We start from the raw sequence: 13,172 nt of genomic DNA on the forward strand, positions 1-13,172 counted from the left end.
GCAGTCGGCGACGCGGCGCGCCTGACAGTACGTCAGCGCAGTTGGTCCTTCATCACCTTGCCGGTGGCGTTCAAGGGAAGTTCGTCCAGGAACTCCACGTATCTCGGCACCTTGTAGCCGGCCATGCGGTCGCGGCTCCACGCGATGACGTCGTCCGCCGACACGCCTTCCCCGGCCGCTCCTTCGCGCAGTACCACGAAGGCCTTGCCGACCTGGCCCATCCGTTCGTCGGGCACGCCGATGACGGCGGCCTGCCGGACCGCGGGGTGTTCCAACAGGAAGCCCTCGATCTCGGCCGGGTAGGCGTTGAAGCCGCCGACGATGAACATGTCCTTCTTGCGGCCGACGATCCTCAGGTGCCCGCGCTCGTCCAGGGTTCCCAGGTCGCCGGTGTGCAGCCAGCCGTCCTCGTCGATCGTCTCGGCGGTGGCGACGGGGTCGTCGAGGTAGCCCTGCATGACGCCGTGGCCACGCACCAGAACCTCGCCGTCGTCGGCGATGCGCACCTCGAACCCGTCGCACGGGGTCCCGACGGTCGTGGCGATGTCCTCGAACGAGTCGCCGGGCCGGGACGCGGTGACCGTTCCGGCCTCGGTGAGCCCGTAACCGGTCATGATCGTCTCGAACGGCAGTTCGTTCTTCATCCGCCGGACGAGCTCGACCGGGATGTCCGCCGCACCGGTCACCGCGACCCGCAGTGTGCCGAGGTCGCGGCCCTCCCGCGCGGCCAGCAGCGAGTGGTACAGCGTCGGCGGCCCGGGCAACACGGTGATCTTCTCGCTCGCGACGAGTTCCAGTACCCGGTCGATATCGAAGACCGGCACCGGAAGCATCGTGGCCCCGCGGATCAGGCAGGCGACCAGGCCGGCCTTGTACCCGAACGTGTGGAAGTACGGGTTGACCATCAGGTAGCGGTCGCCCTCGCGCAGCCCGGCGAGGTCGCACCACTCCGCGTACGCCCGCAGCGTCTGCCGGTGGTTCATCATCGCGCCCTTGGGGCGCCCGGTGGTCCCCGAGGTGAAGATGATGTCGCTGATGTCGGTGCCGCTCAGCTCCCGCACGAGCGGGGTGCCGCAGCTGAGGAAGTCCCCCTTGACGTCGATCGCCGGCACTCCGCGCGGCGCCGTGAACTCCTGGCCGAGAAAGCCCTGTTGGACCATCACGGCCTTGGCGCCGCTCCGGAGGATGACGTCGTGCGCCTCATCGGTCTTGAAGCGCGTGTTGACCGGGATCAGCACGGCGCCGGCGGTCATCGCGCCGAACGCCGCGATGATCCACTCGGCGGAGTTGGGCGCCCAAACCGCGACACGGTCGCCCTTCTCGATCCCCTTGGCGGCATAGGCACCCGCCGCCACGCGGATCCGGTCGGCCAGCTCGGTGAAGCTGAGCCGCAACGAGCCGTCCACGACCGCTTCGGCATCGCCGAAGCGGTCGGACGCGCTCAACACCATCTGCGGGATGGTGTCCCACTGCATTACGCCATCAACCTGGCGAGGTTGCCGCCCATGACCTTGGCCTGGTCGGCCTCGTTGAGGCCGTGGGTCTTGATCTCCTCGATGAAGCCGGCCGGGTCGGCGAGGCCCTCGGGGTGCGGGTAGTCGGAGCCGAACAGCACCCGGTCGATGCCCAGGAGGTCGGCGAGGTCCGCCATGTTCTCCTCCCAGAAGGGGCTGATGTGGATGTTGCGCCGCACGACCTCGACCGGGTTCTCGCCGCCCTCGAACTGGTCCGGCATCTTCTTGTAGACGTCGGCCAGGTTCTTCAGCAGCGGGCCGACCCACGACGCGCCGTTCTCGACGACGGCGACCTTGAGGCCGGGGAAGCGGGTCAGGGCACCGTGGCACACGAACGACGCGACCGCGTCCTGGATCGGACGCCATTCGTTGACCTGGCGGAACGCGCTGGGCTTGAACGGCAGCATCTCGTTGCCGTGGCCCTCCCAGTCGTTCGCGTAGCGGCTGTAACCGCTGTCCGAGGAGTGCAGGCCGACCAGGAGACCGAGCTGCTCGACGCGCTTCCAGAACGGGTCGAACTCCGGCAGCGCGAAGGAACGCGGGCCCTTGAAGCCGGGGACCGGGGCGGGGCGGACCAGGATGGCCTTGGCGCCGCGCTCGGCGACCCAGTTCAGCTCGTCGATCGCCTTGTCGACGATCGGGAGGCTGATGACCGGGGTGGTGAAGATGCGGTCGTGGTAGTTGAACGACCACGTCTCGAACAGCCACTGGTTGAGCGCGTGGACGACCGCGTGGATGAGCTCGGGGTCGTGGCGCATGCGCTCTTCGATGAGGCTGGCCAGCGTCGGGAACATCAGCGTCTGCGCGATGCCCTGCTCGTCCATGAGCTCAAGACGCGGGGCCGGCTCCCGGAACGCCGCCGGCGAGCGCATCGGCTCACCGAAGATCTCACGGCGGCTCTTGCCCTCGGGGTTGCCGACGCGGAAGTACTCCTCCATCGCGCCCGGACGCGCGACCACCTCGAAGGTGGGGTTGGGGATGTACTCGCTGATCTGTCCCAGGACGGCGATCTTCGTGCGGCCGTTGACCTGCACGTACTGGATCGCGCCCTCGTACTCCTTGGGGAGGTACTTGGTCAGCGCTTCCTGGGGCTCGTACAGGTGGTTGTCAGCGTCAAAGACCGGGAAGGCCGTTTCGCGGATCGGCATGGAAGACTCCTTCGCTATCTACGAGAATCCTATTCTCACTCTTGTTCGGCCGCAACGCTGCGTCGGAGAACGAACTTCTGGACCTTGCCGCTCGCGGTCCTCGGGAAATCGTCTGCCTGGTGCAGCTCCTCGGGCCACTTCTGCCGCGCCAGCCCCACCCGCTCCAGGTGCGCGCGCACATCGTCGAGCGTCGGCATCGCCGCGTCCGGCAGCAACCGCAGGAACGCCGCGGCGTGTTCGCCGAGCCGGGCGTCGGGTGCGGACACCACGACGGCCTCCGCGACACCGGGCATGACCAGCAGTGCCTCCTCGACCTCCAGGGCGCTGATGTTCTCGCCGCCGCGGATGATGATGTCGGACTTGCGGTCGGTGATCGCGAGGTAGCCGTCCTCGTCGAGCTCTCCGATGTCCCCGGTGTGGTACCAGCCTTCGTCGTCGAACGCCGATGCGGTCAGGTCGGGGTCGGTGTAGCCCACGCACAGGTCGGGGCCGCGGCTCAGGATCTCACCGTCCTCGGCGAGCCGGATCTCCACCCCCGACAGCGGGTTCCCGTCGGTGAGAAGACGCTTGTCCACGGGGGCGTGGTACATCGAGCCGGTGATCGACGGGTGCTCGGTGCTGCCGTACGACCGGAAGACGATGATGCCGAGCGCGTCGAGCCGGCGGGTGACCGCGGCGGGCACCGACGAACCGCCCAGTCCGGCGTACTTCATGAACGGCACGTGCTCGGGCGTGAAGTCCGGGTGGTCGATCAGCGACGTCATGAAGTACGTCGCGCCGCCGCCGACGTGCAGGCCGTCGCTCTTCATCAGGGCCAGCGCCTGTGCCGGATCCCACACGTCCGTCAGGTGCACCGGGGTGCCGTCCAGGACGGGGATCAGGAAGGCGTTCACCATGCCGATGAAGTGGCCCACCGGCGCGGCGGTGAGCTGCTTGCCCCGGTCCGGCGGGTAGATGCCGGCGAGCTGCCGGGTCTCGCAGCCGAGCGTCCGGTGGCTGTGCACGACGCCCTTGGGGTCGCGGGTGGTCCCGGAGGTGAAGGCTATGAGGGCAGCGCCGTCCGGGTCCGTCGCGACGGTTCCGGCCAGCGGCTCGTCGGCGAGCAGCGCGTCGAAGTCGCGCCCCACGACGCCGACCACGGGCACGCCGGCGCTGACGTCGGGCTCGTACTCCATTCGTCCGAAACTCTCGGCGGTGATGAACACCTTCGGATTCGTGGACTTCAGGATGTACCCGAGTTCCTTGCGGCCGTAGAAGTGGACGACGGGCACGACGGTCGCACCCAGGAATGCCGACGCCCAGAAGACCGCGGCGGCCTCCACCCAGTTCGGGAGCTGGAACACCACGGTGTCGCCCGGCCCCACCCCGCGTGAACGCAGTCCGGCGGCCAGTCTGCGGGCTATCGATTCGACGTCGGCGAACGTCCCGTTCCACGGGCGGACCGCCGAATGCACGCGGAACTCGGTGTTCGGAGCCGCCGCCAGGCCGCGCGCCAAAAGCTCCCCGATCGTGTCGCGCGTCCACCACCCTTCCTCTTCATACCGCTTGACAAGGTCGGCGGGGATCGTTCGCATCACGCGGCTCCGGGTCGTCGATGGTGGCATTTCTGCGATGAATATGATGTTCTCTTAAACCGAGAATGCCAATACCCCTCTGGAGCGCGCGACGATGGTCGAACTTGAGCTGGACGACGGCGTGGCGATCATCACCATCAATCGTCCCGAGACTCGCAACGCCATCGCGCCGGACACCATGGACGGGTTGGACAAGGCACTCGACGACGCAGCCGGTGCGCGCGCCCTCGTCATCACCGGCGGCGGCGAGCGCTCCTTCGTCTCCGGCGGCGACCTGAAGGAACTCGCCAAGCTCCGCACCGAGGAAGACGCGACCGCGATGGCCCTGCGCATGCGCGGGATCTGCGACCGCATCGCGGCCTTCCCCGGCCCGACGATCGCGGCGCTCAACGGCCACGCCCTCGGCGGCGGAGCCGAGGTCGCGGTGGCCGCCGACATCCGGGTGGCCGCCGAGGACATCCTGATCGGCTTCACCCAGGCGACGCTGGCGATCATGCCGGCCTGGGGCGGAGCCGAGCGCCTGGTCGAACTCGTCGGCCGGGGGCGGGCGTTGATGCTCGCCGGGTCCGGAAAGGTCATGGGAGCCGCCGAGGCCGAACGCCTTGGGCTGGTCGACGTGGTGCTGCCGCGCGAGTCGTTCCCCGAGGGCTGGCGTTCGCTGGCCAAGTCCTTGGCCACCACGGCCGCGGGCGAGATCAAGCACCTGATGCGCGGCGGTTCGAGCGCCGAGGACGCGGCCGGCCGCTTCGCGCGGCTGTGGGTCACCGACGACCACTGGGCGGCCGTCGACAAGGTGCTGAACCGCAGCAAGAAGTAATGCGACATCATCACCCGCGACAAACAACACTTCGGCTTGTTTGAGGAGACGACGTGGCCGGACGATCCGAGCGCCCCGTACCAGTGATCAGCAAGGAAACGGAGTTCTTCTGGCGCTCCGGGGCGGACGGCCGCCTGCGTTTCCAGGCGTGCAAGGCGTGTGCCGCGCTGATCCACCCGCCGCAGCCGGTCTGCCGCGTCTGCCGCAGCCATGAGCTCGGGGTACGCGTCGTGTCCGGCTACGCGACGCTGATCGGTTTCACCGTCAGCCACCGCTTCGGCTACCCCGGGCTGCCCTCGCCGTACGTCGTCGCCCAGGTCGCCATCGAGGACGATCCGCGCGTACGGCTCACCACCAACATCGTCGAGTGCGACCCCGACGACCTCGTGCTGGGCATGCGCATGGAGGTCGTCTTCGAGAAGGTCGGCGAAGACGACGACAACGGCGCGTGGCTTCCCCTGTTCCGCCCCGCGGCCGAACAGCCCGAGGAACCGGCCGGGCTGCCGCGCGACGAGATCGAACCCGAGGACTTCGGACGCCACGTCCGCCCGATGGTCACGCCGGAGAAGTTCGAGGACAAGGTCGCGATCAGCGGCATCGGCATGTCGGAGGTCGGGCGCCGCCTCATGCTGCCCCCGCTCCAGCTCACCGTCGAGGCCTGCGAACGCGCCATCGCCGACGCGGGGTTGAGCCTCGACGACATCGACGGCCTGGCGTCCTACCCCGGCGCCGGCAACGTCGGCGGCTTCGGCGAGGGCGGCGTGGCCGCCCTCCAGTCGGCCCTGGGCATCCGGCCCACCTGGTACAACGGCGGCATGGAGACCTTCGGGCCCGGCGGCTCGGTGATCGCCGCCATGCTCGCGGTCTCCAGCGGCCTCGCCCGGCACGTGCTGTGCTTCCGCACGCTGTGGGAGTCCACGTACTCCGAACTCATCAAGGCCGGCAAGATCAAGCCGCCGGCGGGCGCCGGAGCCGCGGGCTGGCTCATGCCGTTCGGCGCGACCTCAGCCGCGCACACGCTCGCGCAGACCGCGCAGCGGTACTTCCACCGCTACGGCGCGACGCGCGAGACGCTCGGCTGGATCGCGCTCAACCAGCGCGCGAACGCGATGGTCAACCCGACGGCGATCTACCGCGACCCGATGACGATGGACGACTACCTGTCGGCCCGGATGATCACCACCCCGCTCGGCCTCTACGACTGCGACGTTCCGTGCGACGGCTCCGTCGCCGTGATCGTGTCCGCCGTCGACGCCGCCCGCGACCTGGCCAAACCGCCGATCCGCGTCGAGGCCGTCGGCACGCAGAGCATCGAGCGACTCGAATGGGACCAGAGCACGCTCACCCACGAGCCGCAGGTCCTCGGCCCGGCCGCGCACCTGTGGTCGCGCACGTCGCTGCGACCGTCGGACGTCGACGTGGCCGAGCTGTACGACGGCTTCACGATCAACTGCCTGTCCTGGATCGAGGCCTTGGGCTTCTGCGGTATCGGTGAGGGCAAGGACTTCCTGGACGGCGGCAAGAACATCGCCCGAGAAGGCGGTGTGGTCGCGATCAACACCCACGGCGGCCAGCTCTCCCACGGCCGCACGCACGGCATGGGCCTCATCCACGAGGCCATCACCCAGCTCCGCGGCGAAGCCGGCGAGCGCCAGGTGGCCGGGGCCCAGGTGGCCGCGGTCAGCAGCGGCGGCCTGACGCCCAGCGGTGCGATCTTGTTCCGGAAGGACAGCTGACTCCTGTGGCTGAGATACGAGACATCGTCGTCGTCGGCGGCGGCGCGGCCGGGGTCGCGGCGGTGGAAACCCTGCGCCGCGACGGATACACCGGGTCGCTGACCCTGCTGTGCGGGGAGTCCGCGCTGCCGTACGACCGGCCGCCGCTGTCCAAGCAAGTCCTCACGGGCGCTTGGGAGTTGGAGAAGACGCTGCTGCGCGACGAGCAGCAGTACCGCGACCTCGATGTGCCTCTGCGGCACGTCGCGGCGACCGGCCTCGACGTGGCGGGCCGCCGGGTGCGCCTGGCCGACGGCGGCGAACTCGCCTACGACGGCCTGGTCATCGCCACCGGCGTGCACCCGCGCCGCCTGCCGATCGGCCACGACCTGGCCGGGGTCCACGTACTGCGCGGCCACACCGACGCCGAGGGCCTGCGCGGTGCGCTGGTGCCGGGGACCCGGCTCGTCGTCGTCGGTGCGGGCCTGATCGGCCTGGAGGTGGCGGCGTCCGCGCGCGGCCTCGGCCTCAACGTCACCGTGGTCGAACCGGCCGCGCTGCCGATGCTCCGCCAGGTCGGGTCACAAATCGGCGCGATCATCGCCGACATGCACCGCGAGGAGGGCGTGGACCTGCGCCTGGGTGTCGGCGTGGACGCGATCCGCGGCGACGGCGGCAAGGTCGACGCGGTGGTGCTGTCGGACGGCAACGTGCTGGACGCCGACTGCGTGCTGGTGTCGATCGGCGCCGAACCGACCGTCGACTGGCTGCGGGACTCGGAGCTGACCATCGGCAACGGCATCGAGTGCGACGAGTTCTGCCGTGCCGCACCCGGCGTGTACGCGGCGGGCGACGTCGCCTCGTGGGTCAACCCCCGGTACGGCCGCCGCATGCGGTTGGAGCACCGCACGAACGCGAGCGAGCAGGGCGGCGCCGCGGCGCAGAACCTGCTCCAGGACCTCGCGGGTGGCGAACGCAAGCCGTTCGCGCCGCTGCCGTACTTCTGGACCGACCAGTACAAGGTCAAGATCCAGGCGCACGGTGTGCTCGCCGAGGGCAGCGACATCGAGATCGTGCCCGGTCCGGCCGAGGGCCGCTGGGCGGCGGTCTACCGAACGGACGGGCAGGTCACGGGAGTTCTGGGCTGGAACGCCCCGACCATGGTCCTGCCGTACCGCAAGCAGATGCTCGAACAGGCCATGGCCCGGTAATCACCGCCGGGCCCGGGCCGGACCAGGCACGACCAGGTGATCCGAGTAATTCAGCCGTCAGGTTCCACGACCGGGAGTTGCGCATGCCCAAAGGTGTCTTCTACGTCGAGTCGATGCCGGTTTCGCCGGAGCGCGAAGCCGATTTCCACGACTGGTACCAGAACACCCACCTGCCGGAAATGGCCGCCCTGCCGGGCGTCGTCTCGGCCCGCCGGTTCGCCCCGACGAACGGCAAAGGCCCGTTCGTGACGCTGTACGAACTGGAGGCCGACGACCTCGACGCGATCATCACCGAGGTGCGGAAGGCCGCCGCCGGATTCACGATGTCCGACGCGGTCGCCATGGACGTGAACCCGAACATGCGCGTCTTGAAGCTCATCGGCGCGTACGACCCCACTGCGGGTGCCGAGGCCTGACCGGCCGCGGAACCCCCTCGGGCCGGTCTTCGAACCCGCCTCGCCGCGTCGTGCAGCCCCGCGCTGCGCGGTCCTCCGGCGCGGGTTCGAGGACCGGCCCGGATTCGCCGCCGCGCGGCTCAGCTCCCGGCCGCGCGGCGCTGTTCGCTGCCCTGCGGGTGAGACTCCCGCCGCCAGGCAAACCGGAAGGGTTTCTCCATGTTCGAACTCCACGGGCGAACCGCATTGGTGACCGGAGCAGGACGGCACGTCGGCCGCCGCATCGCCGAAGTCCTCGCCGAGGCCGGAGCGGCCGTCGCCGTCAACGACATCGACCGGGGACGCGCCGAGGAGACCGCCGAGGCCCTGATCGCGGCCGGCGGCAAGGCCGCGGCCGTACCCGGTGACATCACCGACCCCGAGACGGTGGCAGCCATCGTCCGACGGACGGGTGAACTCCTCGGCCCCGTCGACATCCTCGTCAACAACGCGGGCATCCCGGCGGGCGGCTCCAAGTGGGGCGCGCAGTTCGGCGACACGTCGCCCGAGGACTGGTCCCCGCTGATCCAGCTCAACGTCATGGCCGTCCTGCACTGCACCCACGCGGTGCTCCCGCACATGCGCGACCAGGGCTACGGCCGCCTGATCCACATCGTGTCCGACTCCGCCCGCGCCGGTATGCCCGGCCTGGCCGTGTACGGCGCCGCGAAAGCCGCCGCGGCGGCTTTCTCCCGCTGCCTCGCCACCGAGGTGGGCCGCGCGGGAATCACCAGCAACTGCGTTTCCCTGGGCACGATTCCCCCGGCCGAGACGCCCCCCGAGGTCCTGCAAAAACTCGCCCGCGGCTACCCGGCGGGGCGCACCGGCACGCCGGACGACATCGCACCGACCGTGCTGTGGCTCGCTTCGCAGGAAGCTTCGTGGGTGACGGGCCAGACGGTCTCCGTGAACGGCGGCTGGCTGACCACATGAGCGCCTGAACTCCGACATGCCGAGCTGCAAGTCCCCCTGTGTGCAGGGGATTTGCAGACCTCGACGATCCTGCCCCGGCGCAGAGACGTGCGATGCGGCCTGGGGAGGTGTCCTCGGCCATCCCGCCCCGGCGCGAACACGCGCGGCGTGCCCCGGCGCGTCAGCGAGTCGCCGCGTCGGTGGGGAACGTGACCGCGCCCAACGCCTCGCGGGCGTCCTCCAGGAGCCTCAGCACGGCCACGGTCGCGTCCAACGGCATGAGCGTGCTTTCGGTCCGTCCCTGCCGTACGCAGTCGCGGGTCTCGCGGAGTTCGCCGAGAAGGGCTTCCTTCGGGCTCTCGATGCGGAACTCCTCGACGTCGGGGTGCCTGCGCACGGTCATGTGGCTCGTGGCGTGGAACGGCGGGTCGATGTCGATGCGCCCGAGTGTTCCCGAGACGGACGCGCTCGTCGGCAACGAGCTGACCAACGAGGTCTCCAGCAGCGCGCGGACGCCGCCGGGCCAGGTCATCATCAACGCCACCTCGGAGTCCACGCCCGTCTCGGCCAACGCCCCGGTCACATGGACCGTTTCGGGTTCGCCGAGCAGGAGGTACGCCAGCGCGACCGGGTAGATGCCGCGGTCGAGCAGCGCTCCTCCGCCCTGCGCGGGGTCCCAGTGGCGATGCGCGGGGTCGAACGGCTGGGGGAAGCCGAACGACGCGGTGATGGAGCGTACTTCTCCGATGTCGCCTCGGGCGACGGTCTCTTGGACGCGGCGGATGACCGGGTTGAACCGCATCCACATCGCTTCCATGAAGAACACGCCTGCGGTCTGGGCCTGTTTCACCATCGCGGTGGCGTCCGCGAGTGTCGCGGCGAGCGGTTTCTCGCAGAGCACGGCTTTCCCTGCCGCAAAGGCGAGTTCGGCGACGGACCGGTGTTGTGCGGGCGGGGTGGCGATGTAGACGGCGTCGACGCCGGGGTCGCGGACGAGTTCGGCGTACGATCCGTACGCCTGCGACGCCCCGACCTGGTCGGCGAGTTCCCGCGCGCGTCGCGGATCGCGGGAGCCCACGGCGGCCACCCGCATGCCGGGTTCGCCGCCGATGATCGCCCCGATGGTCCGGGCCATCGAGCCCGTCGCGGCGATGCCCCAGCCGAACTCGTCGTGCCGACCTGTCATTTCGGGTTCCTCCGCGCGTGGGGGCGTGTGCCGGCGCACGGGGATCCGTCCGGGGGCGAGAGAACGAGGATGCCGGATACCGGTACGTGTTCCGTCGGTCCTCGCCTGGGCGACGCCGGGTCGACCGGTGGTGGCTGACCGCAGCATTCCAGCCCGCGCCCATCGCCTGCGGCAACCGGTTGCCATCTGTTGCCCTCCCGGCACCGCACGGGCGGGCCATTGCACCCCCTCTCCACGCGTGAGAACATCCATTCTTATCCGAGAGAACAACATTCTGCCGCGTAGCGCCGCCGCGCCCGCGGCCGGGCGAAATGGCGGTCGGCCCATGAAGGCGGAAGACCAGTTCCACACCGGGATCGTCGCCGACGACTTCGAGGCGACCCTCGCCGAGCTCTCCGACGCGTTCGGCTACGAGTGGTGCATGGACATGGGCACCTCCACAACGGTCACGGTGCCCACCGGCGAGGTGGTGGTGGACTTCCTCGCCGTCTATTCGATGAGCACCCCGCGCGTGGAGGTCATCCGCAGCACGCCGGGCACCCTGTGGGAGCCCGCGGAAGCCGGGGTCCACCACCTCGGCTACTGGTCCGACGACGTGGCTGCGGACTGCGCGGAACTCGCCGCCAAGGGCTACACGGTCGAAGCCACCCGTGTCGGCGCCGACGGGGAGATGTCGTTCGCGTTCCTGCGCAACGCCAAGGGCCTCTTGGTGGAACTGGTGAACCGGGCATCCCAGCCGGGCCTGGAGATGTGCTGGCAGACCCCCCGTGCCGCCTCGTGACGACGACGACCGCGAGACGACGGCGATCCAACGAAGGGACGAAGGTGTGACGAACGTAGGAGTGGTGACCGGCGGCGGGCGCGGCATGGGCCTGGAGTGCGCGCGGCGGCTCCCCGAGATCGTGGACGTGCTGCTGCTCGTCGACCTGGACGAGGCCACCGCCACCGAGGCCGCGCGCGAGTTGTCGGCCGCGTCACCCGGGACCCGTGCCGAGCCGTTCGTGGCCGACATCACCGACACCGACGCCCTGGCCCGGCTCGCCGACCGCGTGTCCGGGCTCGGCACGCTGCGGGCCGTCGCACACGCCGCGGGCATCTCCCCCACGATGGCCGACTGGCGCCGCATCTTCACCGTCGACCTGATCGGGACCGCCCTGCTCGCGGAAGCCCTGCGCCCGTTGGCCACGACCGGCACCGCGACGGTGTGCTTCGCCTCCATGGCCCCGCTGCTCGGCGGCCCGGCGTCGGACCCCGCCGTACAGAAGGTCCTCGACGCTCCTTTGGAGAAGGACTTCCTCGACCGCATCCGCGAGGCGGTCGGACCGGCCGTCGAGGACACCGGGATCGCCTACTCGGTCGCCAAGAGCGGCGTCCACCGTTTCGTGCGCCACGAGGCCGTACGCCTGGGCCCGCAGGGCGCCCGCATCTGCTCGGTCTCCCCCGGCGTCATCGACACCCCGCAGGGCCGGCAGGAAGCGGCGAACAACCCGACCCTGGGCAAACTCACCGGCGCCACCCCCCTCGCCCGCGAGGGCCGCGCCGAAGAGGTCGCCGCGGCAACGGCGTTCCTCCTGTCCGACCAGGCCTCGTTCGTCAACGGAATCGACCTTCTCGTGGACGGCGGCGTCTGCGCGGCCATCCACACCGGAGCGGGCTCGCTGCGCTGAGACAGGCCGGCGGTCGCCGCCCACCGCACAACGGACGGCGACCGCTCCGGTGACCGGGCGGTGGTGAATCGGTGGTTGTGAACGCGCCTCCAGCCGCGAGTAAGTCCCAAGCTTGCGAGATATTCAAGGGATTTCTTAACATTGCGGTGACAGGCAGGAGCAGTGTTGAGCTGGCTAATCAAGGTCACCGAGGAGTAGCCGTCTGGTTTGGCGTTCTGATCAAGAACGACCTGGCGTCGGCCGTGCAGGTGGCCCAAGCCGTGGCCGCGCTGCGGGAGGGCGGTCCGACTCTTGGGAGACCACTGGTCGATCGACTGAAGGGTACGGCCCTGCATCACCTCAAGGAGCTGCGGCCGGGGTCGGCGGGCCGATCCGAGATCAGGATCATCTTCGCGTTCGATCCGACGCGTTCCGCGTTGCTGCTTCTCGGCGGGGACAAGGCAGGAAACTGGGAGCGCTGGTATCGGGAGAACATTCCGGTCGCGGAACGGCTGTACCGGGACTACACCGAGGAGACGGAGAGCTAGCGATGCCGAAGAAGACGCCGCAGGACTGGGAGGACCTGGAGCAGCAGTTGTACGCGGCCGGTGCAGATCCGACCGAGGTGAGGGCTGGGGCTCGGCGTCTGCTGGCCGAGGCTCGCGGGCGACAGCTTGCCGCAGCTCGCAAGAGCTATGGTCTGGCACAACGTGAGGTGGCTGCCCGCATGGGGATCAGCGTGGCGCGGGTGTCCCAGATCGAAAACGGTGAGGTCGCCACACTCGATGTGGTCGCTCGCTACGTCGAGGCGTTGGGTGGGCGACTCGATTTGGTTGCTGACTTCGGCGACCACACCCTGCGTATGCCCGCCGGCGGTAGCCATGGCGGTGTGGCCGCCTGACCCTGGCACACCGATGCCGCATCTCTCGCACCCACCCTGCCGGAGAACCTGCGACGTCCATGAGATCGATCAAGGGCGAGGGCGTTGTCCAGCCGTCCCGAAGGTAAGGCCGGA

Annotated in this window: 13 protein-coding genes; 9 read left to right on the forward strand and 4 right to left on the reverse strand. The window is 69.7% G+C overall.

From position 1 onward, the window contains the following. Nucleotides 1-32 precede the first annotated feature (32 nt). The 3 genes from ACRX5W_RS31545 to ACRX5W_RS31555 are packed head-to-tail and all read right to left on the reverse strand — an operon-like array spanning nt 33 to nt 4,236. Complete coding sequence (locus ACRX5W_RS31545; RefSeq protein ID WP_436791815.1) at nt 33-1,475, reverse strand: FadD3 family acyl-CoA ligase; 1,443 nt, start codon at nt 1,473-1,475, stop codon at nt 33-35. Continuing rightward, nucleotides 1,475-2,662, reverse strand: a complete 1,188-nt coding sequence (locus tag ACRX5W_RS31550; protein WP_436791816.1) for an amidohydrolase family protein — start codon at nt 2,660-2,662, stop codon at nt 1,475-1,477. Before ACRX5W_RS31550 ends, ACRX5W_RS31545 begins: the two co-directional genes overlap by 1 nt. 35 nt (nt 2,663-2,697) lie before the next feature. Continuing rightward, nucleotides 2,698-4,236, reverse strand: coding sequence for an AMP-binding protein (locus tag ACRX5W_RS31555; protein ID WP_436791817.1), 1,539 nt, complete (start codon nt 4,234-4,236; stop codon nt 2,698-2,700). A gap of 94 nt (nt 4,237-4,330) precedes the next feature. Between ACRX5W_RS31555 and ACRX5W_RS31560 the strand changes: the two genes are divergently transcribed. The 5 genes from ACRX5W_RS31560 (at nt 4,331) to ACRX5W_RS31580 (ending at nt 9,346) form a co-directional block, all read left to right on the forward strand. Further along, a complete protein-coding gene (locus ACRX5W_RS31560; RefSeq protein ID WP_436791818.1) occupies nt 4,331-5,053 on the forward strand; it encodes an enoyl-CoA hydratase/isomerase family protein in 723 nt (240 codons plus the stop codon). A gap of 53 nt (nt 5,054-5,106) precedes the next feature. Further along, nucleotides 5,107-6,789: a thiolase C-terminal domain-containing protein gene (locus ACRX5W_RS31565; RefSeq protein ID WP_436791819.1), complete on the forward strand. Its 1,683-nt coding sequence runs from the start codon at nt 5,107-5,109 to the stop codon at nt 6,787-6,789. 5 nt (nt 6,790-6,794) lie between these two features. Further along, nucleotides 6,795-7,979, forward strand: coding sequence for an NAD(P)/FAD-dependent oxidoreductase (locus tag ACRX5W_RS31570; protein ID WP_436791820.1), 1,185 nt, complete (start codon nt 6,795-6,797; stop codon nt 7,977-7,979). 83 nt (nt 7,980-8,062) lie between these two features. Then, nucleotides 8,063-8,395, forward strand: coding sequence for a hypothetical protein (locus ACRX5W_RS31575; RefSeq protein ID WP_436791821.1), 333 nt, complete (start codon nt 8,063-8,065; stop codon nt 8,393-8,395). A 198-nt stretch (nt 8,396-8,593) separates the two neighbouring features. Further along, nucleotides 8,594-9,346, forward strand: coding sequence for an SDR family NAD(P)-dependent oxidoreductase (locus ACRX5W_RS31580; RefSeq protein WP_436791822.1), 753 nt, complete (start codon nt 8,594-8,596; stop codon nt 9,344-9,346). Between the two features lie 160 nt (nt 9,347-9,506). On the opposite strand, the gene ACRX5W_RS31585 is transcribed toward ACRX5W_RS31580, so the two are convergent. Then, nucleotides 9,507-10,511, reverse strand: a complete 1,005-nt coding sequence (locus ACRX5W_RS31585; RefSeq protein WP_436791823.1) for a Gfo/Idh/MocA family protein — start codon at nt 10,509-10,511, stop codon at nt 9,507-9,509. Nucleotides 10,512-10,836: 325 nt separating this feature from the next. On the opposite strand from ACRX5W_RS31585, the gene ACRX5W_RS31590 reads away from it, so the two are divergent. The 4 genes from ACRX5W_RS31590 (at nt 10,837) to ACRX5W_RS31605 (ending at nt 13,058) form a co-directional block, all read left to right on the forward strand. Beyond that, nucleotides 10,837-11,292: a VOC family protein gene (locus tag ACRX5W_RS31590; RefSeq protein ID WP_436791824.1), complete on the forward strand. Its 456-nt coding sequence runs from the start codon at nt 10,837-10,839 to the stop codon at nt 11,290-11,292. Between the two features lie 46 nt (nt 11,293-11,338). Next, nucleotides 11,339-12,178 carry an SDR family oxidoreductase gene (locus tag ACRX5W_RS31595; protein WP_436791825.1) on the forward strand — a complete coding sequence of 280 codons (840 nt, stop codon included), beginning with the start codon at nt 11,339-11,341 and terminating at the stop codon, nt 12,176-12,178. Nucleotides 12,179-12,438: 260 nt separating this feature from the next. Continuing rightward, entirely contained in the window at nt 12,439-12,705 is a 267-nt protein-coding gene (locus ACRX5W_RS31600; RefSeq protein ID WP_436791826.1) for a type II toxin-antitoxin system RelE/ParE family toxin, read from the forward strand. Nucleotides 12,706-12,707: 2 nt separating this feature from the next. Then, nucleotides 12,708-13,058: a helix-turn-helix domain-containing protein gene (locus ACRX5W_RS31605; RefSeq protein WP_436791827.1), complete on the forward strand. Its 351-nt coding sequence runs from the start codon at nt 12,708-12,710 to the stop codon at nt 13,056-13,058. Nucleotides 13,059-13,172: the final 114 nt, after the last annotated feature.

Origin of the sequence: Yinghuangia sp. YIM S10712 (genome assembly GCF_051388935.1) — a bacterium.
In the GTDB taxonomy this organism is placed as follows: Bacteria; Actinomycetota; Actinomycetes; order Streptomycetales; family Streptomycetaceae; genus Yinghuangia.

Excerpts from the sequence above, each read along its gene's own strand:
- ACRX5W_RS31545 (WP_436791815.1), bottom strand. The coding sequence starts at position 1,475 with ATGCAGTGGGACACCATCCCGCAGATGGTGTTGAGCGCGTCCGACCGC.
- ACRX5W_RS31550 (WP_436791816.1), bottom strand. The coding sequence starts at position 2,662 with ATGCCGATCCGCGAAACGGCCTTCCCGGTCTTTGACGCTGACAACCAC.
- ACRX5W_RS31555 (WP_436791817.1), bottom strand. The coding sequence starts at position 4,236 with ATGCGAACGATCCCCGCCGACCTTGTCAAGCGGTATGAAGAGGAAGGG.
- ACRX5W_RS31560 (WP_436791818.1), top strand. The coding sequence starts at position 4,331 with ATGGTCGAACTTGAGCTGGACGACGGCGTGGCGATCATCACCATCAAT.
- ACRX5W_RS31575 (WP_436791821.1), top strand. The coding sequence starts at position 8,063 with ATGCCCAAAGGTGTCTTCTACGTCGAGTCGATGCCGGTTTCGCCGGAG.
- ACRX5W_RS31580 (WP_436791822.1), top strand. The coding sequence starts at position 8,594 with ATGTTCGAACTCCACGGGCGAACCGCATTGGTGACCGGAGCAGGACGG.
- ACRX5W_RS31585 (WP_436791823.1), bottom strand. The coding sequence starts at position 10,511 with ATGACAGGTCGGCACGACGAGTTCGGCTGGGGCATCGCCGCGACGGGC.
- ACRX5W_RS31590 (WP_436791824.1), top strand. The coding sequence starts at position 10,837 with ATGAAGGCGGAAGACCAGTTCCACACCGGGATCGTCGCCGACGACTTC.
- ACRX5W_RS31605 (WP_436791827.1), top strand. The coding sequence starts at position 12,708 with ATGCCGAAGAAGACGCCGCAGGACTGGGAGGACCTGGAGCAGCAGTTG.